18 protein-coding genes are annotated in these 23,579 nt (G+C 53.5%); 8 read left to right on the plus strand and 10 right to left on the minus strand.

Features of this window, described 5'->3' with window-relative positions:
• Positions 1–134: 134 nt before the first annotated feature.
• On the plus strand, positions 135–1,238 hold the full coding sequence (locus G6R38_RS14650; protein ID WP_166826928.1) for a glucose 1-dehydrogenase: 1,104 nt from the start codon (positions 135–137) through the stop codon (positions 1,236–1,238).
• An 11-nt stretch (positions 1,239–1,249) separates the two neighbouring features.
• Here G6R38_RS14650 and G6R38_RS14655 read toward each other — a convergent pair whose 3' ends face one another.
• Complete coding sequence (locus tag G6R38_RS14655; RefSeq protein WP_166826931.1) at positions 1,250–2,500, minus strand: NAD(P)/FAD-dependent oxidoreductase; 1,251 nt, start codon at positions 2,498–2,500, stop codon at positions 1,250–1,252.
• 26 nt (positions 2,501–2,526) lie between these two features.
• Positions 2,527–4,611: an alpha/beta hydrolase family protein gene (locus G6R38_RS14660; RefSeq protein ID WP_206028597.1), complete on the minus strand. Its 2,085-nt coding sequence runs from the start codon at positions 4,609–4,611 to the stop codon at positions 2,527–2,529.
• Between the two features lie 191 nt (positions 4,612–4,802).
• Here G6R38_RS14660 and G6R38_RS14665 point away from each other — a divergent pair, with 191 nt between their 5' ends.
• The gene (locus G6R38_RS14665) at positions 4,803–7,799 is read left to right on the plus strand and encodes an AAA family ATPase (RefSeq protein WP_166826934.1); all 2,997 of its coding nucleotides are present in this window, start codon (positions 4,803–4,805) and stop codon (positions 7,797–7,799) included.
• Here G6R38_RS14665 and G6R38_RS14670 read toward each other — a convergent pair.
• Positions 7,796–8,704, minus strand: a complete 909-nt coding sequence (locus G6R38_RS14670; RefSeq protein ID WP_166826937.1) for a peptidylprolyl isomerase — start codon at positions 8,702–8,704, stop codon at positions 7,796–7,798. The two genes, G6R38_RS14665 and G6R38_RS14670, sit on opposite strands and share 4 nt — an antisense overlap.
• A gap of 56 nt (positions 8,705–8,760) precedes the next feature.
• Positions 8,761–9,834 (minus strand): hypothetical protein, encoded by a 1,074-nt coding sequence (locus tag G6R38_RS14675; RefSeq protein ID WP_206028598.1) that lies wholly within the window; start codon positions 9,832–9,834, stop codon positions 8,761–8,763.
• A gap of 329 nt (positions 9,835–10,163) precedes the next feature.
• Between G6R38_RS14675 and G6R38_RS14680 the strand changes: the two genes are divergently transcribed.
• From G6R38_RS14680 to G6R38_RS14690, 3 genes are all read left to right on the plus strand, one after another.
• Positions 10,164–10,958 carry an alpha/beta fold hydrolase gene (locus G6R38_RS14680; protein WP_166826945.1) on the plus strand — a complete coding sequence of 265 codons (795 nt, stop codon included), beginning with the start codon at positions 10,164–10,166 and terminating at the stop codon, positions 10,956–10,958.
• Positions 10,959–10,992: 34 nt separating this feature from the next.
• The gene (locus tag G6R38_RS14685) at positions 10,993–11,367 is read left to right on the plus strand and encodes a rhodanese-like domain-containing protein (protein ID WP_166826948.1); all 375 of its coding nucleotides are present in this window, start codon (positions 10,993–10,995) and stop codon (positions 11,365–11,367) included.
• Between the two features lie 85 nt (positions 11,368–11,452).
• Positions 11,453–12,187, plus strand: coding sequence for a family 16 glycoside hydrolase (locus G6R38_RS14690; RefSeq protein ID WP_166826951.1), 735 nt, complete (start codon positions 11,453–11,455; stop codon positions 12,185–12,187).
• A 77-nt stretch (positions 12,188–12,264) separates the two neighbouring features.
• Here the strand turns inward: G6R38_RS14690 and G6R38_RS14695 are convergent, their stop codons facing one another.
• A complete protein-coding gene (locus G6R38_RS14695) occupies positions 12,265–12,945 on the minus strand; it encodes a TolB family protein (protein WP_166826954.1) in 681 nt (226 codons plus the stop codon).
• A gap of 488 nt (positions 12,946–13,433) precedes the next feature.
• On the opposite strand from G6R38_RS14695, the gene G6R38_RS14700 reads away from it, so the two are divergent.
• Positions 13,434–14,312 (plus strand): DUF72 domain-containing protein, encoded by an 879-nt coding sequence (locus tag G6R38_RS14700; RefSeq protein WP_166826957.1) that lies wholly within the window; start codon positions 13,434–13,436, stop codon positions 14,310–14,312.
• 83 nt (positions 14,313–14,395) lie between these two features.
• Positions 14,396–15,649, plus strand: coding sequence for a YkgJ family cysteine cluster protein (locus G6R38_RS14705; protein ID WP_166826960.1), 1,254 nt, complete (start codon positions 14,396–14,398; stop codon positions 15,647–15,649).
• Positions 15,650–15,726: 77 nt separating this feature from the next.
• Here G6R38_RS14705 and G6R38_RS14710 read toward each other — a convergent pair whose 3' ends face one another.
• The 4 genes from G6R38_RS14710 to G6R38_RS28045 all read right to left on the minus strand — a co-directional run bounded on the left by G6R38_RS14710 (position 15,727) and on the right by G6R38_RS28045 (position 21,420).
• On the minus strand, positions 15,727–16,671 hold the full coding sequence (locus G6R38_RS14710) for a hypothetical protein (protein WP_166826962.1): 945 nt from the start codon (positions 16,669–16,671) through the stop codon (positions 15,727–15,729).
• A gap of 467 nt (positions 16,672–17,138) precedes the next feature.
• Positions 17,139–18,131, minus strand: coding sequence for a quinolinate synthase NadA (nadA, locus tag G6R38_RS14715; protein WP_166826965.1), 993 nt, complete (start codon positions 18,129–18,131; stop codon positions 17,139–17,141).
• 301 nt (positions 18,132–18,432) lie between these two features.
• A complete protein-coding gene (locus G6R38_RS14720) occupies positions 18,433–20,757 on the minus strand; it encodes a S41 family peptidase (protein ID WP_166826968.1) in 2,325 nt (774 codons plus the stop codon).
• Positions 20,758–20,982: 225 nt separating this feature from the next.
• The gene (locus G6R38_RS28045) at positions 20,983–21,420 is read right to left on the minus strand and encodes a carbon storage regulator (RefSeq protein WP_240928217.1); all 438 of its coding nucleotides are present in this window, start codon (positions 21,418–21,420) and stop codon (positions 20,983–20,985) included.
• Between the two features lie 335 nt (positions 21,421–21,755).
• Here G6R38_RS28045 and G6R38_RS14730 point away from each other — a divergent pair, with 335 nt between their 5' ends.
• The gene (locus tag G6R38_RS14730) at positions 21,756–22,250 is read left to right on the plus strand and encodes a hypothetical protein (RefSeq protein ID WP_166826971.1); all 495 of its coding nucleotides are present in this window, start codon (positions 21,756–21,758) and stop codon (positions 22,248–22,250) included.
• Between the two features lie 267 nt (positions 22,251–22,517).
• Here the strand turns inward: G6R38_RS14730 and G6R38_RS14735 are convergent, their stop codons facing one another.
• A complete protein-coding gene (locus tag G6R38_RS14735; protein WP_166826974.1) occupies positions 22,518–23,522 on the minus strand; it encodes a sodium:calcium antiporter in 1,005 nt (334 codons plus the stop codon).
• Positions 23,523–23,579: the final 57 nt, after the last annotated feature.

Below are 23,579 nucleotides of genomic sequence, written 5' to 3' on the forward strand. Positions count from 1 at the left end.
TCGATATAAAGCGCCCGACAATTCCGAAGACCACCTTGCCGCGACTGGCCACTTTTCACATTGAATCTCGGTGAAAACAGCATTCGTGGTGTCACGGTCTGTGGTCCAAAGTGTTCTTACCCGAAGAGATTGAAATGAAGGCGGTTGCCGTTCGACCTGGACAGCCCGATAGTGTCCACCTTGCCGAATTGCCGAAACCGAAAGTCGAAGACATCCCCGACGGGCGTGGAGTCTTAGTCCGCGTGTTAAAGGTCGGCGTCGACGCCACGGACCGGGAAATCAACGAAGCATTATATGGCACCGCACCCCCGGGAAGTGATTTTCTCGTTCTCGGCCATGAGTGTTTCGGTGTCGTCGAGGAAGTCGGACCGGCCGTAAAACACGTCAAGCCAGGCGATTACGTCGCTTGCACCGTTCGTCGCCCCGGCGGTTCGATCTACGACAAAATCGGCCGCTCCGATATCACGAGCGAAGCCACCTACTACGAACGCGGCATCTGCCTGCTTCACGGGTTCCTAACGGAATACTTCGTAGACGACCTGGAATTCATTGTCCGCATGCCGGTCGGCTTGAAACATCTACACGTCTTGGCGGAGCCGATGAGTGTGGCCGCGAAAGCGGTCGAACAAGCGTACGAGGCCCAAAAACGCCTGCAAGTCTGGAGTCCCAAGCGTGCATTCGTTCTCGGTGCGGGTCAGATCGGCTTGCTGACCACCTTGATTCTTCGACTGCGAAACTTGGAAGTCTACACGCTCGCAAGAACAAAACCGCCAACGTTGAAAGCGGACATCGTCGAGGAGTTGGGAGCGGAGTACATCAGTCTCCGGGACAAATCTCTGAGTGAGTTGGCTGATGAAGTTGGCCAAGCCGATATCATCGTCGAAGCGACCGGCAACTCTCAAGTGGCGTTTGAATCGATGAACGTCCTGGGGCAGAACGGCGTTCTCGTTTGGACAAGCATCACCGGTGGGCGAAGCAGTCACGAAATCCATTCCGACAAGATCAATCTCGATTGGGTTCTTGGTAATAAACTTCTGCTCGGCACGGTCAACGGGAACTATCGCCACTTCGAACTTGGTATCGCCGATCTCGCATTGGGCGAAGTGACGTATCCCGGTGTGATCGAAAAAATCTTGACCAATCCCGTCGATGGTCTCGAAAACTACGCCGAAATGATGCGGTTGCTCGTGGAAGACAAATCCGCCCTGAAGGTCTACGTGAACGTTGCAGACGAGTAAGCCAACGCGTTTTAGCTCATGCTCGATGCAATGGCTTCGGCGGTCAGACGCCCCGAGGCCATTGCCCCATTGATCGAACCATTCTCACAGTGATCGCCACACACATACACGCCACACTCCAAACGTCGCGTTCGGCTTGCTGGCTCCAGCGACGCAGGGGATTGATCGGGTAACGCCGCGGGAATTTCATACGTCCGAAGATGCCGCCACTGATCAACCGAATCTCCAAACCAAGACTTGAGTTGCTGTCGCACTTCAGACTCTAGGGTTTCTCGATTCGCCTCCAAGACAGAGACCGAAATCAGATGTTGCCCTTCAGGTGCATACCCGCTGGAAACTTGGCTCATCACGGCGACATTGTTGACCGGCCCTTGTGACTCACCATTCAATATCAGAATCGGTTCGGCAACCGGACTTTGATCGCATGCAAAATACAGACCGGTGACGGAACGGGGTGGCTTCGGTTTCGGAATTTCCGAACATAGCAGACTCGCAGTGAGCCCATCAGTCGCGACCACCACCGCACGGCCATCGAGTATTTCACCACTCTCAAGCGTAACCCGAGTCTGAGTGACTGATTGAACTCGAGTATTCAACCGGAGAGATTCTGTCGGGAGTCCAACTGCGAGTTGATCCGGTATGGCTTGCATCCCGTGTGCGGGCACCGCTGTGTCGCCTTGACTAAACATACGAAACACAAAGTGCAGCATCCGACTTGTTGTTTCCAGATCGCGGTCTAAAAAGACACCGCCGAGAAACGGTCGAAAAAACTGATCAATCATTCCCGACGTGAAATGATAGTCTTCACGAAGTACATCGGCCGTTGTTTTATTCTTACCCGTTAGAACATCGACGAGCCGGCCCCGACTAGCAACCGAACGAACCCTTGCTACTCGCAACTTGTCGACCAGATTTCCAACACTAGAAAAGGCTGTCTGTAGCAGTTGCGTCGGTTCCCGCCAAGGGTCAACAAATCGGCAGAACCGACCACCATGATAGATTGTGGCCCCTGGCAGGAATGCTTTGAGATCAAGACGACTATAGTCAAGAAATCGTTGCGTTTCCGGATACGCGGTCAGCAGAACCTGAAAACCGCGATCCAGCAAAAACCCTTCGACCTCATCCGTACGAACTCGACCACCCACAGCATCAGCGGCTTCTAGCAATACGAATGACTGACTAAGACGAAACAATTCCGTTGCACAAGTCAGTCCTGCTAGTCCTGCACCGACGATGATCACCGGTTTTTGATTCGAGTCCATAAGTCAACCCGCCTCACTATTGACTGCTATTCTCGAGACTCAGTTTTCAATCGCCCCCAGCCGAGTTTCTTGTCTAACATTCGGGGCCAATCCCAGTGATCGCTTGCGTTATCAATGATCACAACTGCCGAATTTCCAGCTGCCATCCCGACGACTTGCGGCACGTCTAGATACTTGAGAACGTTTAACAGATCCGGACCATCCTGGTGGCTCGGTGGAAGCTCTTGAAGTGTTACTTGCACCACATCGGGAACATATAAACTCGCATAAAGTGCTGTGATTGCCGCATCTTCGCGGCCAGTCATATGAAGTTTCGCATCTGAAAGACCGGACAACGACCGGACTGCTGCGACTGCACGAATTGCGTCCCAGACCTGCATCCCTGCAAGAGTTTGTCCTAGCAATGCGAATCGGCGGCGAATGTGAGTTCGTTTCACCGGAGTGCTTCCCCATGCTGTCGGACCAACACCACGTGGCGGGAAGAACACGATCGCTCTCTCGGCAAGTGACCCCGATTGCATCAGTTTCTCAGCGGATGACTTCAACATCTCACCAAGACGTTCCCAGCTCGACTCCCCAAAAACCACGAATTCAAGTTGTGTGATATTTTCGAGCTTGGTCGAGTTTGAACGCACGAGATAAAACGGCAAACGGATGTTGTCTTGACTAGTGAATTGGTATTCGTCAATCACAAAAGGATTGGTTGCCTCAACTTGAATACGAGGGGTCTTCTGTTTCTCGACGTCGAGACTAGCATCGTCCTGATACTCGTCGTTCGGCCAACCACGAAAAACCTTCTCATTCAACTGAGTGAACCAACCGTCTTTGAGTTGCTGCCATTCATTTTCATCCATAGGAATCGAAGGCTTTGGGGCGGCTGGAACAAAACTTTCGTGAATTGTTGTCACACGTTCGTCGTCTGGCAAACCGGTTTTTGGAAAAACTTTCAGTTCTTCTGGTTCGAAGAACTTGGTTGCAGTCGTCGAAATGAGGGGGTCTTCGCCTTTTAGGTACTTATTGAACCAGTGAAACGCATGCACACGGAGTTCTTGGGTATCAAGATGCGGCCCTTCTGTAATCTGCAGACCAATTTTCTTTTCCGCTCCTAGTAGGCGATAGATTCGACGAGTTTTATTGTAGACATCAACAACGCCATCCAGCGGAAAGATCGGATCTTTGTCGGTATTGGATATTAGTAATGCTCGCGGCGCGACGAGTGCGGCGACAAGAGGAAAATCCCAGCGATAAGTATTCACCATATACATGCAATCGCAGTGTCCTTCGATACAACCATCAGGACGCCCGGCACCACCCATGATATGGTTATGAAGGCTGGTAATGCCGGCGACTGGAACAGCCGCTTTGACGCGTTCATCAAGCGCCGCGACCCACCACGAATACGCACCACCACCAGAACGGCCGGTAACGCCAATACGATCTGCATCGACTTCCGGACGACTCACCAAATAGTCGATTGCTCGCATTCCATTCCAAGCTTCAACTCCCGCCGGTGTATACCCTCGGGAATGCCACCACCACATGCCTTCGCGGTACGTGCCGTGATGCAGTCCTTCGATTTCCCCGAGTTGAATCGTGTCGATCGTCAGACATACGTAACCATTGCGAGCAAACCACGCACCATGATGTTGGTAGTGGGCTTTGTTGCCGTAACTGACACCGTTCTTCTTGATGCGTCCGTGACCACAGACATACAGAATCGCCGGCAACTTGGAATCCGCTGATGCATCATTTGGGAGATAAAGATTACCAGTGACGTACAAACCCGGCATGGATTGAAAATGTACGTTTTCAACGCGGAACTCATCTTCTTCGCTGCCACCGGTAATTTTCGCTTCGAGCGGTGTTCGCTGCGGCCAGGGATCAAGCCCTAACATCTCACGAAGTTGTCGATGATACTCGGGACGTTTTTCGATCCAATCCGACTTGGACTGCACATCGGCTAAAGCCCGCTCTGTGAGCTTTGCCGTCTCGCTTCGGAAGTACTCCCGCACCATGCGGTCGCCGTCGGTTTTCTCCGGTTCAGCGGATTGCAAGGCAGACAGCCCGCCCAAGAAGATGGAAACGAAAACAAACATTCGAGAACGATACATGTCGGCTGCGGTCCTGCTTTGATAAGAAACATCGACGCTCACACGGTGTCTGCCATTGTGCGTCGTTGCCCGAAAATTTGCAAAGGCTCACAGCGATCCTTCAGAACTCGTCTCGTGTCTACAGAGACAATACACCAACGATTTGCTAAATTGATCCGACACCTCATTCCACTTCGACTCACGAACGTGCTATGGAATTCGACCACGATCTCTTAGACGCCCTTACCGAATTCGGCACGGTTCTATCAGTGCGGTTTGCCGACCGACCAACGCCGTTGGCGTTCAAACGTGACGATGTGATCGAAACGCTGCAACAGCACCTGGGTCAAGCGTCGCACAACTCATTCGTGCTCGTTGGACCGTCAGGATGTGGCAAAACTGCGATCCTTCACGAGTTGTTTCGGCGAATCGCCCGACGCGACGAGCAACCTTGGATCGTGTTGGAAACCTCCACATCGCAATTGATGGCCGGAACGTCCTACATCGGTGAATGGCAAACGCGAGTTGATGGCCTCATCCGAGCCGCGGAACGTTCACGGAATGTCTTGGTCTATCTCACCGACCTCCACTTACTCCCGCAGGCGGGACGACACTCGAAATCCGATGAGAACATGGGCGGCTTCTTCGCGCAAGCGATGGAGCAGGGCACACTCACGGTGATCGGGGAAGCCACACCGGAGAACTACCGGCGCGGCGTGGAACAACTCCCATCGTTCCACAAGTTGTTTGGTGTTTTCCGGCTGGAGGAAACTGAGAGCCAGGAAACCGCCGAAATTCTCACAGCATATGCAAACGCTCGACGCGACGAGTTCGCGTTGGACTCCGGCGTTCAATTGGTCTTTCCAGATCAAACGTTGTTGAACGTCCAAGAATTTGGCCGATTGTACTTCCCGGGATTCGCCAGCCCGGGGGGAGCGATCAAACTTCTCGACCAACTGATTAGCCGAAAGACCCGAGACAACTCGGCGACCAACGATGCCAATGCCGATTATGCGTCAGCGGCCTCGGTTTCCGATCGCATCGAATTCCAACCCGAGGATGTCGTGCGGACGTTGGAAACGAGCACGGGCATTCCTAGCCGACTTCTCGACGACACCCAACCGCTGCGGGTTTCCGAAACGCGAAAGTTTTTCGAGTCCCGCGTGATCGGGCAATCCGCTGCGGTCGATGCCGTCCTCGATCTCATCACATTGATCAAAGCGGGGCTGACAAACCCGTCCAAACCGCAGGGCGTCTTGTTTTTTGTCGGTCCGACGGGCGTGGGGAAGACCGAACTGGCGAAAGCACTTGCCGAGTTTATTTTCGGGTCCGCCGATCGGTTGTTGCGGTTCGACATGAGCGAATTCAAAGATTATCACTCCTTCGAAAAGCTCATCGGCAACGCAAATGCCCGCAACGATTCGCTGCTGCAACAGGGAAATTTGTTGTCACGGGTCCGGCAGCAACCGTTCTCCGTCATTCTGCTCGACGAAATCGAGAAGGCCCACGCGAACATTTTCGATGTGCTACTCCAAGTCTTCGATGCCGGCCGTCTCACCGATTCACTGGGACAAACGACGAACTTCACGCAGACCATTATTATTATGACCAGCAATCTCGGCAGTGATTTGCACGAGACCACGTTTGGATTTCAAGCCGATGCGGAATCCGCCCCGCCATCGGGACCACCGGCGGCGATGGAAGAATTCTTCCGGCCGGAGTTCATCAATCGCATTGACCGCATCATTTCGTTTAAGCCGCTCGAACGGGAGCACGCCCGCATCCTGGCACAACGGGAGCTTGGCCAGGTCTTGCTCCGAAGTGGCATCACGCGACGAGAATTGCGAGTGGATGTCGACCCGGGGGTGATCGACATTCTAGTCCGTGACGGTTTCAGTCCCGTTTTCGGGGCACGTCCGCTCAAGCGTGCCGTCGAAACTCTCGCGTTGCTGCCAATTGCTCGACAGATCGTGCAGATGACCGGTGATCATCGGCAAGCGCTACTCCGGTTGATTCCCAATGGACGCAACATTTCGGCACGGGTTGTCGAGGATCGGCAAACGCGTCGACAAGAAACGCTCGTCCGGGGCGTGCCAGTCGTTGACCCGATTGTCGGTACGAAGTCCAAGCTCAAACCAAAACAAATTGCGGAGCGAATCACTCAACTGACAGACGCCATCACCAGCCTCGAACAACAATGCCGAGACAAGAAGCTTGAAGAACAGAAAACCGAGTTGCTGCACCTCACGACTCAGAAAGATTTCTGGGACGTCCCGTCATTTGCCCGCGAAACTCTGGGAGAGATTTACCGGATCGAGCGGCTGCTCGAAGCCGTCGGACGTGTCCGGACACGACTCGATTCGCTGGAATCCCGTTATGAGGCCGCCCGCAATCGTCAGGATGCCGACGAATTCTCAGCCGTCGCCGAACGCGCTGCGGAAGTTCAACTTCATGCAGACTTGGTGAAATACAGCTTGGAGTGCCGAGGAAAATTTGACCGCGGTGATGCGTTTGTGCAAGTCTCTGCCGTAGCCGAAGACGCCCCTCAGGATCTTGCTCATCGACTCTGCGAGATGTACGCCAATTGGGCAACACTGAAAGGGTTTGGCGTAAAAACAGTTCACGAGGAGCTATCAAAGACTGGTGCCACGGCGGATGTCGTGTTGCTCATCGAGGGTGTCGCTGCGTTTGGCATCCTGCGTGGCGAAGATGGGATGCATGAGTTCGTCTTCGGTCGCACTTCGGACGAAGCGAAGCAATCGTTTTTTGTGCGAGTGCGGGTACTTCCGCTGGTCGATTCGGACGACGACCGCGTGCCCGCCGGCGAGATCAGCGTGAACTCGCAACGTAGTCGCGGGACGGGTCTACGTTGCAACCGTTACCGCTCCCGAACGCAAGCCAAGCACCAAGCCTCCGCATTGACCGTTTCCGCCCAGAATGATCTGCAACCGGACGAAGCCCGACCGTTGGTCGAAGACTGGTTGCAATCGGAACTCTATCGACAAAGGTCGCTTGCGTCGGTGTCGTCGGTTCACAGGTCTGAAACGGCGATCCGAAAATATACGATTCGGCCGCAACCCCACGCACGAGACAATCGGACGGGCGTCACGTCACAAAATTTGTCGTCGGTCTGGAAAGGTGAGATCGACGAGTTTTTGTACGCCGCGCTCATCTCAAGCACAGAAACAACAGACGTCCTGGGAAGCTAATTCGCGTTGGAGTCGATAGGTTCGATCTTCGCCGTCTCACGTTCCTTCTCGACCATTTCCTGCCACAGTTCTTGCGAGAGAGCGTTCAAGACGAGCGGCCGCGCGTCCTCCAAACTAATCTCACCGGGCTTCCGATCAGTGACTTGAACCAGATGCCAACCGAACGGACTACGAATCGGCTCGCTGATGGCATCGCCCTCCAAAGCGAACGCCGCCTTCGATACGTTCGCTGGCAATCCACCTCGCCAACCGAACCAGCCAACATCGCCGCCATTCTCTTTCGAAGCCGCATCCGAAAACTGCTCGACCGCAGTTTTGAACCCTAACACGCCGGCGACGATGCGAAATCGGATCTCACTGAGTTCCTCCTTCGCCGCTGCAGCCTCCTCGTCAGTTGCCGAGCGGGGCATTTTGCGAAAGATCTGACGTGCACGGAGTCTCGTTCCATCGAATTGCGATTGATGATCACGATAGTATTTGCGAATCCGCTCCGGTTGCACGATCGTCCCGAGATACGTCTGCCACATCAACGGCAACGCTAGTTCGTTTCGTAGTCGGTCATCGTCCATGCCGATGCGTTTCAAGACCGCTTGGGGGTCCTCTCCGTTCTCTTTGAGCGACTGTTTCAGTCGCGCAATTCGTCGATCAATTTCTTTGGCATCCACCTCGACTCCGCGAGACTTCAACAACGAACGCATCAGTTGCCGTTCCACTAAGATGTCCAGCAATCGCTCACGCACCAATTCCCGTCGTTCCTTCGGAACACGACGAGACAACGCCAGGAAATCCAGATCCGTTTGTGTGATCGGTTCCCCATTCACACGAACGAGAACGTCCTCGGCCCGCAGAAACGGTGTCAGTAAGAGCAACGCTAAAAGTATCGGCAACGTCAATTGAACTCGCATGGTGTTCGGCACCATCAATCCTTTTCTCTTTGGTTCCGTTGATTCTTCCGTGTCCGTCAGTCTGCAGGTCGCAAGTAGATGTCCCCCGTGATTTCCCCTGCGACGGAATCATAATGTTCAAAATAATTTGGGGAAGGAAAATACTCCTGGATTCGACGAAACGCTTCCAAGGGATCGTCTTCTTCGGCGATCTTGAGAACGACATCCGGTATCGGTTGCTCTTCATCGGCTTCGTCATCCCAAAACGCTTCCTCCGCCAATTCGAGTAGCGTGGAGGAGGGCGTTAACTCGTGCACAATGACCATTCGCTCTTCGATTCGCTCATATTCCAATGCGGAGAGTTGTGATTGCTTGAGATACTGCTTCCGCAAGAAATCCTCGAACTGAGCCGCTCGCATCTCTCGTCGCGACTCCATCGTGGCTTGGACGAGATCGTTGTTCCCTTGCGCTTCCGTCAAAGGGGAATTCATCACCCGACGAACTTCTTGAGGTGTGTCCCCACGCTTCGCCCGCCAGAGCATGTCCTTGCGATACGCCGCTTCAAAGCGTTCGCGGAAGTTAATGGGATCGTAAGGCTGAACCGGTTGGCTTCCGACCTCGTCCAGCAATCGCGAATACGCAACCGAGGGATCGGTTCCAGCATCCAAACGCACCACCTGCGACCAGGGCGGGAAGTCGACCAGAGCATACTGATTGTCTGTAACCGTGACAGAATCGTCGTTTTCGAACTTCGCCACGAGATCGTAAAACACACCAACGGGTTCCATGACATAGACGACCGCCGCTGCTCCCGACTCCGGATGTGTCAACGCACGCATCCAGACCGCCGTGGGCTGCATGTGAAAGTCGCCAACCCGCTCGAATCCGAGTGATTCCACATCACTCGTCCAACCTTCAATCACCGATTGATATTGTGGCGACGGCGAAGACTGGGTGCGTTCCAATTCGACTTCCAGCGGTTCCATACCGCCGCCCATCATTGCAAATTGGTCGCCAAACTTTTTGATTTCGTCACCGAGTTCCCCCACCCAACGCTTAATCCGCCATCGCAGGTACGCCACGGTGAGAATCACGACCAACATGAGGCCGAACACGACCGCCGCGACCAATTTCAGAAAATCCAAGAACAATTGATGCCCCTTTGGCTAGACCAAGTCGAGTTTTGATGTCGCGACTGGCTCTGTGTTCTCGCGGGATGTGAACACTCTCGCATGTGACACATCATCGAACCTCGCAACTGGAACACAGTGGAAATGCAGCATACCCGAGTCCGATTCACATTTCACTCGTGGCAGTTGTTTCGCCCGCCACCGACTAAAAGGAAACCAAATCCGCGTATCCAGTGTTGACCCTCGGTAGCACACCCTGTCGATTGTCGCCACCACTTTTCCAAGCCGCAGCGTCAAGATAACATACAGACGTTTGTCGCTTTCCACGCACCACCTCCCTGAGCGAACTGATGCCGCGAATTTCCTTGGAAGATACCGAACTCAACGTCCTCGACCAGGGGCATGGCCCGACTGTGCTGCTCGTTCATGGATTCCCAGTAGACCACCGGATGTGGCGGAAACAGACGGCCACGCTCTCGCAAACACATCGCGTGATTGCCCCCGACCTACGCGGTTTTGGTGAATCGCCCGCAACAACTGGCGTCATTTCCATGACACAATTCGCGGACGACCTTGCCGACTTACTTGAACAAATGGAAGTCGCCGAGCCGATCGTCTTCTGCGGACTATCGATGGGCGGTTACATCGCATGGCAATTCGCCCATCATTACCCGGAAAAGTTGCGAGGTTTGATCCTTTGTGACACTAAAGCCACCGCGGACTCCGAAGCCGCCGTCGCCACCCGTCACGATGTTGCTGAAAAAGTCATCGCCGATGGCCCTGAGTTTCTATCAAAATCGATGCCATCAAAGATCTTTTCCAACCACTCGCGTGCGGAACACCCCGAACTGGTGGAGTTCGTCCAGCAGATGATTCGGGATGCCTCACCCAATGGGATCGCGGCGGCTTCGTGGGGGATGTCACTTCGTCCTGACATGACCGAACTCCTACCGACTATTAGCGTCGCGACTTTGGTCGTCGTTGGTGAAGACGATGAACTGACGTCGCCATCCGAAATGCAAACGATTGCAGAATCGATCCCCAACGGCAAAGCGGTCGTGGTGCCTCAAGCTGGCCATATGGCACCACTTGAGCAACCCGCGATCGTTAACGATGCCATTATCAATTTCTTGCAATCTCTATAGTCTCCTAAACTCTAGAATCACCAGGGCAAATTCCATGGGAAAGAAGCATTCCCCACTGTTTCTCGAGATTGTCAACGATGCCAAAACACGCGTCCAAGAATGCAACGTCGATGACGTCAAACAAAGACTCGACGCAGGTGTAACATTTCACCTGATTGATGTCCGTGAGGAAAGCGAATATGCCAACGGCCATCTGCCGGGTGCGATTCATCTAGGCAAGGGTGTTATCGAGCGTGATATCGAAAAGAACATTCCTGACACCGACGCCCCACTAGTCCTCTATTGTGGAGGTGGCTTCCGTTCTGCACTCGCTGCCGACGCACTTCAAAAAATGGGCTATAGCAGCGTTATCAGTATGGACGGCGGTTGGAGCGGTTGGAAGAACGCGGGTTACCCTACCGAAGGTTAAAAACGAGCATTCACAGTTTAGCCGAATACATCTGCCACTAAATTTCTAATACACCCGACAACCAGCAAAACAGAAAGAATAGTCCATGCACGAACCCTATCAATTCGCTCTCGCGATCTTAGTCACTTTTGGCTGCAACAGCTTGTGGCAATCGAATCTCCAAGCAGAAAGTGGTCAGGGGACAACACTCATTCAAGATGACTTCAACCGTGACGAGAAAGACCCTACCAAAGAACAAGTGGGAAATGGCTGGGGAACGAATAGCCGGACCCGCGCGAAGGGTCACAAGCAAGTTGATCTCGTTGACGGCGCGATGCACATCAAACGTGCCGAAGTGGCTGACCATGGAGTTTCCGTTACACATGAAGCCGCCTTCAAAGATGCTATTATCAAGCTCCGATTTAAACTAGGCCCCAAAGACAACTTGGGCATCAATATTGCCGACATGAAAGAAAAGTCCGTTCATGCCGGCCACATCTGTATGGCGAAAATTCATCCGGGGCGTTTAGAACTTGTTGACCTCAAAACCGGCCGAATGAACGAAGCAGTAAGAACACGACGGCTCGCTGCCGAATCGACTCCACAAGACAAAGAGCTACTCAAGAAGACGGTCAAGTTCTCGAAGCTCAAGTTCTCCAAAGATGAATGGCATCAACTTCAAGTCCAAATCATTGGCGATGAAATCACTGTTATGATTGATGACAAGAAAGTTGGGGCATTCCAATCGCCAGGAATCGGGCACGCCACCAAGAGTCGATTACGCCTAGCTGTCGGACGGGAAGCGTGGGTCGATGATGTGGAAGTCATCAAGTTGAAGTAAGACCGCCCGGTGTGGATGCCACGAATGAAGGTCTGACAGACAACCTTTTCAGCCCCTAGTTCTTTGTACCGTCATGCTCACTTCTTCCCCTTTGGGAGAACAGTCGTCACAGCGATTTGTTGACCATCCGGTGAGTAAGCCATATCGGTGAACTGACCACCTTTCACTTGCCCGGATAGGCGTTTCGGCTCACCAGGATTGACCGCGTCAATAGCATGCAGTTGCCAACGCTTGCCTTCATCAGGATTGCGTATCGTCACTAGAATTGTCTTCGAGTCGGGACTCCATGCTAACGCGGGAAGCGTTTCACCATCGTAGACAGTCTTCAATCCGTGCTTCGCCCCACGAGCATCGACAACTGCGACTTCCGTTCCACCGTTCTTTCGAGTTCCCCGAAACACGATCTGTTGACTGTCTCCAGACCACGCAAAGTTCCAGTAGAAATGACGATAAGGATTCTCGTCATCGGAAAACAAACGCTGATAAGTCCCTTCGACCAAACTATAGACTACAATATTTCCACCATCTTCGTAGGTGGTATAAGCGATTCGTGTGCCGTCCGGTGACCAATCGGCTCCCCAGCCTTTGTCGTCGATCAAAGACAACAGTTCCTCAGGACCTTCGCTGCTCATCACCCAGACACCACGTTCCTTATACCGAGAAAAGGCGATTCGATGTCCGGCCGGTGAGAAGCTCGGCATTGCCCCGTCTCCTAGTATGCGGGCATTGCTGCCATCGGCATCAACAACGGCAATCACAGCTTGATTCCCCGACTGCCCCCCTTTCGAATCCCATGTGTCAAAGGCAATGCGAGTTCCGTCGTCGCACCAATCTGGAGAACCTTGGGTAGAGAACCCATCTTGGCTGACTAAGGGTTTCAATTCCGAACCATCATGGTTACCAATATAGAGTCGAGCCGCGTATTGGTCCTCGGTTTTTTCCTGATCGTCTGCATCAGCTGAAAACAATGAAGGACTTAAACAAAACGATGCGAACGCAAGCACACATGCAAATATTGAAAGTACGATGGAATTGCCTCGACGACGACGAAACGAGAATGTCTTCATAGCGATACCTGTTGGCTAGAATGACGACCGGAGAACGGCGTTTCAGTTCGAGGCAACTATTGAGAGGCACCTCACTAGACATAAACTACCGAACACGCTGCTTGTTTGCCACTTAGAATCGAGAACACCGAACTGCTTCAACGAGATACCGTTCATTCATGTGCACTCCGACCTTATCAATGCCGTACCATATTGGTTGTCCCGTTTGGGCCAACTCGCGTTGGAATGGCACATTGTATAGCCGGTCTGCGACGCGGGACGACTATTTGCCACAGTATTCGAGTGTTTTTAACACCGTTGAAGTCAATAGCACTTTCTATGGACTACCGGCACAAGCCACCGCGTTGCGATGGGCTGAATCCGTCGCACTGGGTTTTCGATTTGCGACGAAGTTCCCCAAAGACATCACTCACGAACGCCGACTCAGCACCACCAAGGCTGAAACGTCGATGTTTATCGAGCTGCTCGAAACATTTCGTCAATACGATTGTCTCGGCCCGTCATTCTTGCAACTTCCACCGACTTTTTCCGGCAGCGAGTTTCCTAAGTTGCAACGGTTCATCGAGGAATGGCCAGCGGAGTTTCCGTTGGCCGTCGAAGTCCGACACCGAGATTACTTTGATGACGGCCCGATCGAAAATGGATTCGAGAAACTTCTCCGTGAGCGACAGTTTGACCGAGTCTTGCTCGATAGCCGACCTCTGTACTCCGCACCGGCAACGGATGAAAGTGAAGCCAGGTCACAAACCCGAAAACCCAATGTCCCATTCCGAACAAGTGTGACGGGTTCAATTCCATTTGTACGTTTCATCGGCCGTAATCAGCTAGAGCGTGTCCAACCTTGGGTCGCGGAATGGGCTCCCGTTGTCGCGGATTGGATTGAAAGCGGACTGACGCCCTACATCTTTCTGCACACTCCCGATGACTTTTTCGCGCCGGAGTTGGCTCGCCGATTCCATCAGGAATTGAGCAAATATCTGCCAACATTGCCGGACCTCGCAAGTTGGCCCGGTGAGCGTGATGACGAAGCCGGATTCAAGCAAAAGCGATTGTTTTGAACGACGGAGAAGGTTGGGTCCGTTGGGTCAGCTGCGTATAATGTTTTGCTTCTCGCCCCGTGCCTTTTCCCTCGTGTTGACCTATGGCCCGTCCCAAGTTGCGTTTGCCTGTAATCCAGAATTGGAGTTGTCACAACTGTAGCGGTTGTTGTCGGCAACACCTCATCGAGATCACGGAGGAAGAAAAAACGCGGATCGAGAAGCAGAATTGGACTGCGGAAGACGGCATCCCGGCGGATCGTCCGGTTGTCGTACGACACGGTCGCGGATGGCGACTCAATCATGCGGCTGATGGTGGCTGCATTTTTTTGAATGACGAGGGTCTATGCCGGATTCATGCCAAGTTTGGCGAACCAGCAAAACCATTGGCGTGCCGAGTTTATCCGTATGCGTTGCACCCTTCGGGTCAGGAAGTCACGGTGAGCTTGCGATTCAGTTGCCCATCCGTTGTGGAAAACAAGGGCACACCGCTGGCAGACAATGCCAAAGAGATCGGCCGAATCGCGAAGGCTGTCACGGAAGGCAAGAAGCTCAAGACAGATTCGCCGGAGATTTCCCCCGGGCAAACTGTGGATTGGGCAGATCTACTGCAACTGACCGAAACGCTCGATCGAATCTTCGCGGATCCCGCCGTCCCCTTCGATGTTCAGCTCCATCGGGCGTTGTTTTGGGCGAACTTGATTGGTGAAATGACGTTCGAATCCGTCCGTGGTGTTCGGCTCGCGGAATTATTGGGCATTATTGCCGAAGAAGCGGCGATCCAGATTTCTTCTTCACCGGAGCCGGAACAACCCAGTCGCAGTGGGCGGATGTTGTTTCGCATGTTGGTCGCACAGTACGCGCGGCGAGATACCGCTAGCGATTTGGACGCGGGATGGAAAGGACGGTTCCGTCTGCTGCGGGCAGCGGTGAAGTATGCTCGTGGCCGAGGCACTGTTCCGGTCCTACATGAAAAGTTCTCCGGCGTGCCATTTGATGCGATGGAGCAGGAATTCGGTCCTCCTCCCAGTGACACGGACGAACTATTTACACGGTATTTTCGCGTAAAAATTCAAGGACTCCACTTTTGCGGGTCTGCATATTACCACGTTCCGTTTGTGGAGGGCTTTCATAGTTTGGCGTTGATGGTGCCGGTCGTTTTGTGGCTCGCACGAGCGTTAGCTGTTGGAGCAGGGCGGTCGGAACTGATTCGCGAAGACATTGTGACCGCATTGACGGTTGCGGACCATCACCACGGATACTCACCGGCACTCGGGAGTCGAGCGGCTCGAAGTCGCACGCGGACGCTGGCCAAAGCTGGCGACATTCCACGGCTCATCAGTTGGTACCGGCGGTAAATGAAGAAAGCCCGCCAATGTTGTGGCGGGCTTCTTCGCATGTTCTGCAATCACTCATCGAGTGCTTCGATTGGTGATTAGTGTGGTCGCACGGTGTAGCCAGCTTGTTGAACTCGCTGGGCTTGAACCTGCATGGCACGTTGGCGTTGTTGAGCTTGCATTTGCATCGCTTGCTGCCGTTGCCGAGCCTGCATTTGAACCATTTGATTATAGTTCTTTTGGTAGGCGTTCGTTTGCCGAGGCGGAACCGAAGTCCACGGTTGGCCGTTCGTCGCGGCGGGCGGTGCCAGGTTCTGCGGATCAGGAACCAAGTTCGGTCCTTGGGGGTAGTATCCGCCGCTGGTCAACGGTGCAATTTCTTGCGGAACATAAGTCGGCGGAGCCACTGGAGTGGCGGTCATCGGAGCCGGAATGGCCCCTTCCGTGATACCGGGAACCGCACAATTCGGGGCGACGGGAGTCGCACAGGTCGGTTGTGGAGGACACTGCGGAGCCGGACACATTTCCGGTCCGGTGGATGTGCACGTGGTGACATCCATCGTGGTTTTCGTCGTCTTCGTGACCGGAATGTAACAAACGTACTGTTCCGGCACGACTTGCTCACAAACGCGAGGCACGGTCTCGGTGTATTTGTAGGGAACCGTCCGTTGTTTCATTTCTTGGCGATACGTGGTTTTCGCGTACTGCCGAGTGACGGGTTTCGGCACCCAAACCATTTGGTAATGGCCCTCGTCCCGAGTGACGTTGTAGACTTTGGTTTCGGGGATGGTTTCGCACCATTGTTCGACACGCGAGCCGACTTTGGTGACTTGATGATGGCTGACGACCTGTTCCTTGCGGTACCGGGTTTTCACCACGGGATGCAATGTCGTTTGTGTGCAGGTTCCGCCATCGACTTTTTGAGTCTGGCACTGTGTTCCGCACGCGGCTGGCACTTGGGCATGAGTGGTGGCACCACTGAGAGCGGAGAGACTCCAAGCAAACGCGACACTCAACGCTCCACGACGCAATCCGTACGACATCGAGCAACTCCTTCCTGGGATGGTCGGCGGGGCAGCCAACACATCGGGGCTTCCGGGGGATATTGAGATCATGACTTGAAGCTTCGCCTTGGATTGGACGAACCAACAACGATCTCGCACTATCGGTATCGGAAGAGTTGCTCCAACCTCTTGAATCGATTCGACCGAAAAACTCAACTTTTTCGGAAATGTGGCAACAAACCACCCAGACCACCTAATCGGCGTCTTTAAACGAAAGACGCTGGCGAGCTGCACGAAGCAATTCGTCGTAATTGCTTAACCAGGGTTCGAGCAACTGCTTTTCCAGCAAACACTGGAGATTCCACAACGATTGCTCCTCCCCAGGATGCTAAATCGTCAGTGTCTCGTCAGTTTGGATCCGCGTCAGGAACTCAAATAAAACGAGTGCTTCGTCGGATAAAAGTTCAATTCGGATCGCATTTTTCATCAGATTGAACTCAAGAATCTCAAAGCAAACTGCGGGTCAGCACTTCTTGAGCTTTCTCGAAGTACGGTTGCCAAGTGATTTCGGGTTGGCCGTACTTCAGACAGTCACGGACTTTCGCCAGAGTGTTTCGGGCCATGTGCGGGCATCGGTTACAAGCACAGGTTTCGCCGGTGGATGTCATGATCCCAGGTACCGGAACGAATTCATGGTGTGGAGCCGCTAACTGCAATGGGTGAATCATGTTAGCTTCGGTCGCGACGAGGAATTTCGTCGGTTTTTCGATCGAAGCGACGTATTTCCGCATCTTTTCGGTGCCACCAATGAAATCGCTGACTTCCAAAATCGAATGCGGACACTCTGGGTGAGAGATCACGATGGACTCGGGATTGTTTCGTTTGGCCCGCAGCAGGTCTTGCACGCTGAAAATTTCGTGCACCATGCACGCACCGGGCCACAGAATCATCTTCCGCCCGCTGACTTCCTCCAAATAACGTCCCAGGTGTTGATCCGGAACAAACAGGATTTCTTTGTCCTCGGGGAGTTTCTCGATGATTTCCCGTGCGTTGCCGCTGGTGACGATCCAGTCGGTCAGCGATTTCACCGCCGCCGAGGTATTAATGTACGCAACCGTGAGGAAATCGCGCCCTTCATCACGCAGTTTCTGTTGATAAGCGGCTAGTTTGTCCGCAGGGCAACTTTCCGCAAGTGAACACCCTGCCAAGAGATCCGGCACGAGAACTCGCTTTTCCGGGTTCAAAATCTTCGCGGACTCCCCCATGAAGTGTACGCCTGCGAACACAATCGTCGAAGTCGTCACTTTTGTGGCGTCGCGAGCGAGTTGCAAACTGTCGCCGTTGAAATCGGCGATGTCCTGGATCTCCCCATCAACATAGTAGTGAGCCAGAATCGACGCGTCTTTTTCCGCCTTCAGACGATCGATTTCGTCCATCAAGTCGAGCGGATCTTCATAGGGAGCGTCGGCAGATGAAATTGTGGGTAAGACAGAGGACATGATTTGAGTCTTGGGATCCTTAAACAAACATTCAATAAGTTGTTGCACCATTGTACGTGCGCAGACGCCAATGGAAAACGTTGGAATGAGTAGTAACTGATAGAGAAGCAGAAACTGTTGGTCGACACGCTGCTTTTCAACTTAATCAACGAATGCTGCTGCGTTTTGGTTCACGGGAATCTTTACAGTTGGTCATAAGAGCCGCTTTCCGAGCGACATGCTGGGGATGACAAACAAAAAAATCCCCCGACCGTGCGGGCGGTCGGGGGATTCGGATTACTGGGCCGAAGTGGCGTTTGGGTTACCGTCGTTGTTGGTAGTTGACGGGTAGGGTTTGTTGTTGACGGTCTTTTGCGGAGGCCAACTCCTGCACATCTCGGCCAGAAGCCACTTGCATGGCAGCTTCCAACTCGCGGTCGTAGTTGCTGGCCATGTTGCCGTCACGGTAGGAGGATTTCTGCACTGTGATGTCCGGCGTGACACCGGCTCCAGCCATCTCACGACCACTGGGAGCGTAAAACTTGGCGGTGGTCAGTTTCAGATTGCCAGCGACACTTTGGAGAGGGAAGTGCGTTTGCACGGTGCCTTTTCCGTAGCTTTGCTGTCCGACGACCAAACCTCGTTTATTGTCCTGAATGGCGGCTGCGAAGATTTCACTTGCCGAAGCCGAGTCACCATCAACCAGCACAACCAGCGGGACTTTCCAAGTTTGAGCGTAGGTAGCGGATTCTTGCATTTCGTCTTGTTGAGTTCGGCCGTGGGTCGAGACAATCACTCCGCTGGGCAGGAACTTGTTGCTAATTTCGATCGCCGTTGTCAGCAAACCACCGGGGTTGCCACGCAGGTCGAAGATCAGGCTTTGCATTCCTTGACGGTGCAGTTGCCACAAGGCTTCATCAACTTCTTGACTGGAACTTTGAGCAAACTTGTCGAGTTTGATGTACCCGGTTTTGTTCTCCTTCATTTCCACTTCACTGACGCTGTAGACTCGCACGTTTTGGCGGGTCACGGTGATCGGCGAGAGTTGTTGACCGTTGCGAACAATCGTCATGCTGAGTGAACTTCCGAGCGGTCCCCCGATCATGTCGACAGCGTAGTTCATGTTCTGACCAGCCAACCGACGACCGTTGATCGCCACAACGATGTCACCTTTTTGCACTCCGGCCTGTTGAGCCGGTCCACCTCGCAGAGGTCGGACGATTTCAATGCCGTCGGCGTGCGGTTTCACTTCGATGCCGATACCGACGATGTTGTCTTCCAGGCCAGTGGCTGCGGTTTTGCGATTTTGGAACTCATCCGGCAAGCTCGCAGAGCGGGGGTCTTCCGGAAGGAAAGTTGAGTACTTGTCCAAAGATTCGGTCGAGCCATACACAAACTCCAAGATCGTTGTGGTTGTCGGGATGCCAACTTGTTGTTGAGCCATGCTTGCGATTTGCCAAACCACTTGGCTAGCGGAGTTGCGGTCGTTGACAGCACGTCCGTTGATGTACTGGTTCATGCTGGCTTGGAAACTCTGGATTTGATTCGAAGATGGTTGCAATCGGTTTGCCGAAGTGAACGTTTGGTTTCGCAATCCTTCCATCAGGTTGCTGGCACCGCGTTGCAAGCGAACTTGGTAAGAAACTGGCTCACGGTGGCGGCTGTCGATCAGGTTGGACGCTTCTTGGAACAAGTTCATCGCTTGTTGCGGGCTGACCGCTTGCACGAATCGTTGCACCACTGGGTCGCCGTAGCGAGCCGTCAACTTCAGTTGAATCTTTTCACTTTCGGACAGTTGGTCTTCCGGTCGAACAACAGGAGCGGTCGGTTGATACGTCGGTCCTTCATTCCGCGGGGGAATCGGTGACCAGTCTTGTGGCAATCGGTCTTCGAATCGGCCTGGTTCCGTTCGGCTGAGGTAATCGTCGTAGCGACCGTTGTCACGATCTCGTTGCGGAGGTCGGCGTTCTTCTCCTCGATCGCGTCGTACCGGAGCCCGGTCATCGTATCGTGGAGTTTGTTCCCGACGGTTAGGCGTCCGACGGTCCAGTCGCGGACCTTGTTCCGAACGATCTCGGCTATAGGTGTCTTCATATCGACGGTCGTTGTCATAGCGACGGTCATCTTCGTATCGTCGATCGTCCAGTCGAAGGTGGCGATCGAAGTTGTCACTGATTGAGGAACCAAAGTCCCGACGATTCATTTCGTCATGCGTGAGGTCAAACCGATCGGTCGGAACCCGACGCGTTTGGTAATCTCGGTAATCCGAGCGGTAATCGTCGTACCGTGGCGAATCATCCGAGCCCAGCAACTCCCGCAGCCGTTGATTCAACGAATCGTAGTTTGGCGTTGCAGATGAATTGCTGATGAACGTGGTACCCGCTTGCGGCGGGTAAATCGTGCGATACGGTGACGAGGATTCGTAGCTCGTCGGGCGGTATCGGTCATCGGTTTCGTAGGTGGTGTTGTACTGCGTGTTGCGATATGTCGGTGTCTTGCAGAACCCGTTCGTATTGTTGGCGAAGTCGTCGCCGAACAGGTTGGTTGTCGATAGTGTCGCCACGATCATTGCCAAGCCCAGTCCCAACCGAGCCATTCCAGATCGCACGCCATTTGCCCCGCAAGATTGTTTTGTGAATTCAGCCATCGAACAAAGTCCTTTCGCGAAGACGGCGAGAAACCCAAGCCGGCTGCCTCTCCCTGCAGCGTGTTGGCCCGTTTCCTCGGGTCCGCGAATCAAGCCATCCCTTTCAGCCTCGCGATCCTGCGAGCTTTGCCTGTTTGTTCTGAGTCAGGCGGATGGCGGAAATGGAAAAATCAGAAGGTTAGAGTTCAAAAATTCCAAGCATCTCATCACGGTCACGTGAGCGTCTTATGCCACGTGCGGGTATTGATCTGAGCAAACCGACAGCGAAGCGGCGTTGGTATCGCGAGTCGTAACCGCGTTGGCGTTTGGCGTCGCGACTGGTTCGGCTTCATCGCAGAGTTCCGCTCGCAGGACGCGAACGTTCGACGGAGCTTCAATACCAATTTTGACGGTGCTTTTGCCGGTGCGAATCACTTTGATAACAATATCGTCGCCAACTTGAATCATTTCGGACGTCTTGCGAGTAAGAACGAGCATTGGGATTCCCTTCACTTGCTGTGTTAGTTGTTGAAAAGTGTTATCCAGAAGATTCGAAGGGGCCAACTTTGTGAGTTTGTTAAGTTTCTGTTGGCCGTTCGACTCAGGATGATTGGCACTAATGCAGGCGGTGTGCCAAAGCGATTCTTGCGGGTCAATAGGAATCCGATATTTCACGTAAGTCATTGATATGCCTCGACTAGAAAATTTCATTCGCATTTGGGCTTGACGGGAAAGATTGCAAACGATCGCAGAACCTACAAGAAATTCTCTGCAATCCTGCAATGCTTCGCGCCGCAATTGATGCGGTTCCGACACCCCTATATGGCGGCGTGTCGTCTTGATCTGACAGACACCGACAGCGAACGCCAGAAATTCCACTTTTTTTCAAGCGACTGTCGGAAAAGTCCTCCAGCCTGGACATATTCCTGCCGAAGGGAATGCAACTTCTGCATTACTTCGCATCCCAAGTCGATTTCGTTCGACCTTCCCCTGGAAATGAAGCTAAGAGGAGCTCAGCAATGAACGTGACAATGAAACTCGCCGCGATCGCCACGACCGTGATTCTGGGAACCAACGCGACCGGCTCCGCTGCCGACCGTTACACCAACCAAAAGACGGCGTTTGGCTGTCTTACACCGGTCTACCGAGCCGCACGATACTGCCCACCGACATCGATCAACTACCACGTGAACTATCAGCAACCCGCACCGGTTGTGTATCCACCGCGACAGTGTGCTCCGGTTCGGCCGTGTCCTCCGCCACCGTGCAATCAATGCAACACTTACCCTGGCGGCGTCAATCGGTACCCGACGTACAACTATGGTCCGGTGAATTACGGTACTCCCGCGCCTTACCAACCGAATCCGTACCCGTATGCACCGTACGGGCAAAACAACAACGCACCTCAGAACAAGTCGAACGTGCGAGGAATCGCGGACCGAACCGATCCTTACAATCGCCAGTCAGTCACCACGGCACGACCAAGTGAGAACGCCAATCCACGTCTTCGTTAGCACGTAGTACGGGCTCGCTTGTCCGCAGTGGAGGGGAAGAAGCTGTTGTTTCCGGACCTCCACGCGACAGACCCCATTCCGGCCACGAGTTAACGGCTCAAGATCGCATCGAAGCGACCCACAAGATGGGTCGCTTCTTTTTTGGGTATGAACGAGAGGAACAGTGTCGCCAACAGTGAAGGTGAGTGGCGGTGAAGTGTCGCGTTCAGGAACTGAGATCGTCCAGCAAAATCAGAACGCCCACGCGACATCGAAACGAATCGTGTTTTAGTGCATCAAGCCAATGAGGATGAAACTTCCGAGAGAGAGAATCGCAATCAAGGCGGCATCGTATTCCAGTAGCCAGAGTCGTCGTTCGGCCTGGAACAGTAAGCCAAGCAACGCCACGGATGTGATAATGATAATCGCGGCGCAGGTAATGGCATGATAGCTGCCGATCGACGAGAACAACGGACCATGATAGAAACCGTCAACGAAAATCAGAATCACGATATTGAACGAGTTGCTTCCGAAGATATTGCCGACCGCCAAGTCGAATGCTCCGATTCGTAGTGCGGCGCGAGTTGTGGTGATCTCGGGAAGCGATGTCACACCCGCAAGCAGAATCGTTCCTACAATACTTGAGCCCAGTCCGGTTTGTTTTACGATCTCGTCAGCGGTGTGCGTCAGATACCACGCGGCAACAAACACGACTCCTGTCAGGGCCAAATAACCGAGCAAAGCTGGCACGAGTTTCATTTGCGGCGGTTGATTCGCCAGCGGATCATCAGACTCCGCAGGCTGAGCATTCGCAAGCTGGTACCGTTGATCGTAGAAGATCATGCGAGCACATCCCATGTACGCCAGGCCTAGCATGACCGAGCCAAGACCGATCGGCCCCAATTCGATCGACTCTGGCAACTGAATGAAAAGCAGGACAATGCCCGTCAGCAGAATGACACTCGCGGCGGATAACCCGTGAGCGGCGGCCTCGTGGGAAAACAACTTCCCGCCAGAGCGGTAAACCAGGTCGAGAACAGCCAACAGAAACAGGTTGAAAACGCAACTCCCGAGCAAATCGCCGACGGCAAGATCCGGAGCGTCAATCATCGCGGCACTGCAACCCACCACGAGTTCCGGCAGACTCGTGGCAATGCCCATGAGTAACATGCCGGCCAATGTACGTCCGAGACCGAGTCGATCACCGAGCGCATCGGCAAACTTCGCTAGGAATGTTCCCGCGACGATAATCGTCAACGATTGCAACAAAAATTCCGCAACCAGTGTCGTCATGGCATCCGTTCTTTACCCTGAGTCTGCATCAATCGACCGACGTCTTCGTATTGGATT

Source organism: Thalassoroseus pseudoceratinae (assembly GCF_011634775.1).
GTDB classification, from domain to species: Bacteria; Planctomycetota; Planctomycetia; order Planctomycetales; family Planctomycetaceae; genus Thalassoroseus; species Thalassoroseus pseudoceratinae.

What these genes read in the sequence shown, in the direction of transcription:
- nadA (WP_166826965.1), bottom strand. Translation starts at nt 18,131, where the DNA reads ATGTCCTCTGTCTTACCCACAATTTCATCTGCCGACGCTCCCTATGAA.
- G6R38_RS14690 (WP_166826951.1), top strand. Translation starts at nt 11,453, where the DNA reads ATGCACGAACCCTATCAATTCGCTCTCGCGATCTTAGTCACTTTTGGC.
- G6R38_RS14650 (WP_166826928.1), top strand. Translation starts at nt 135, where the DNA reads ATGAAGGCGGTTGCCGTTCGACCTGGACAGCCCGATAGTGTCCACCTT.
- G6R38_RS14655 (WP_166826931.1), bottom strand. Translation starts at nt 2,500, where the DNA reads ATGGACTCGAATCAAAAACCGGTGATCATCGTCGGTGCAGGACTAGCA.
- G6R38_RS14705 (WP_166826960.1), top strand. Translation starts at nt 14,396, where the DNA reads ATGGCCCGTCCCAAGTTGCGTTTGCCTGTAATCCAGAATTGGAGTTGT.
- G6R38_RS14665 (WP_166826934.1), top strand. Translation starts at nt 4,803, where the DNA reads ATGGAATTCGACCACGATCTCTTAGACGCCCTTACCGAATTCGGCACG.
- G6R38_RS14730 (WP_166826971.1), top strand. Translation starts at nt 21,756, where the DNA reads ATGAACGTGACAATGAAACTCGCCGCGATCGCCACGACCGTGATTCTG.
- G6R38_RS14680 (WP_166826945.1), top strand. Translation starts at nt 10,164, where the DNA reads ATGCCGCGAATTTCCTTGGAAGATACCGAACTCAACGTCCTCGACCAG.
- G6R38_RS28045 (WP_240928217.1), bottom strand. Translation starts at nt 21,420, where the DNA reads ATGACTTACGTGAAATATCGGATTCCTATTGACCCGCAAGAATCGCTT.
- G6R38_RS14685 (WP_166826948.1), top strand. Translation starts at nt 10,993, where the DNA reads ATGGGAAAGAAGCATTCCCCACTGTTTCTCGAGATTGTCAACGATGCC.
- G6R38_RS14720 (WP_166826968.1), bottom strand. Translation starts at nt 20,757, where the DNA reads ATGGCTGAATTCACAAAACAATCTTGCGGGGCAAATGGCGTGCGATCT.
- G6R38_RS14660 (WP_206028597.1), bottom strand. Translation starts at nt 4,611, where the DNA reads ATGTATCGTTCTCGAATGTTTGTTTTCGTTTCCATCTTCTTGGGCGGG.
- G6R38_RS14700 (WP_166826957.1), top strand. Translation starts at nt 13,434, where the DNA reads ATGCCGTACCATATTGGTTGTCCCGTTTGGGCCAACTCGCGTTGGAAT.
- G6R38_RS14670 (WP_166826937.1), bottom strand. Translation starts at nt 8,704, where the DNA reads ATGCGAGTTCAATTGACGTTGCCGATACTTTTAGCGTTGCTCTTACTG.
- G6R38_RS14710 (WP_166826962.1), bottom strand. Translation starts at nt 16,671, where the DNA reads ATGTCGTACGGATTGCGTCGTGGAGCGTTGAGTGTCGCGTTTGCTTGG.
- G6R38_RS14735 (WP_166826974.1), bottom strand. Translation starts at nt 23,522, where the DNA reads ATGACGACACTGGTTGCGGAATTTTTGTTGCAATCGTTGACGATTATC.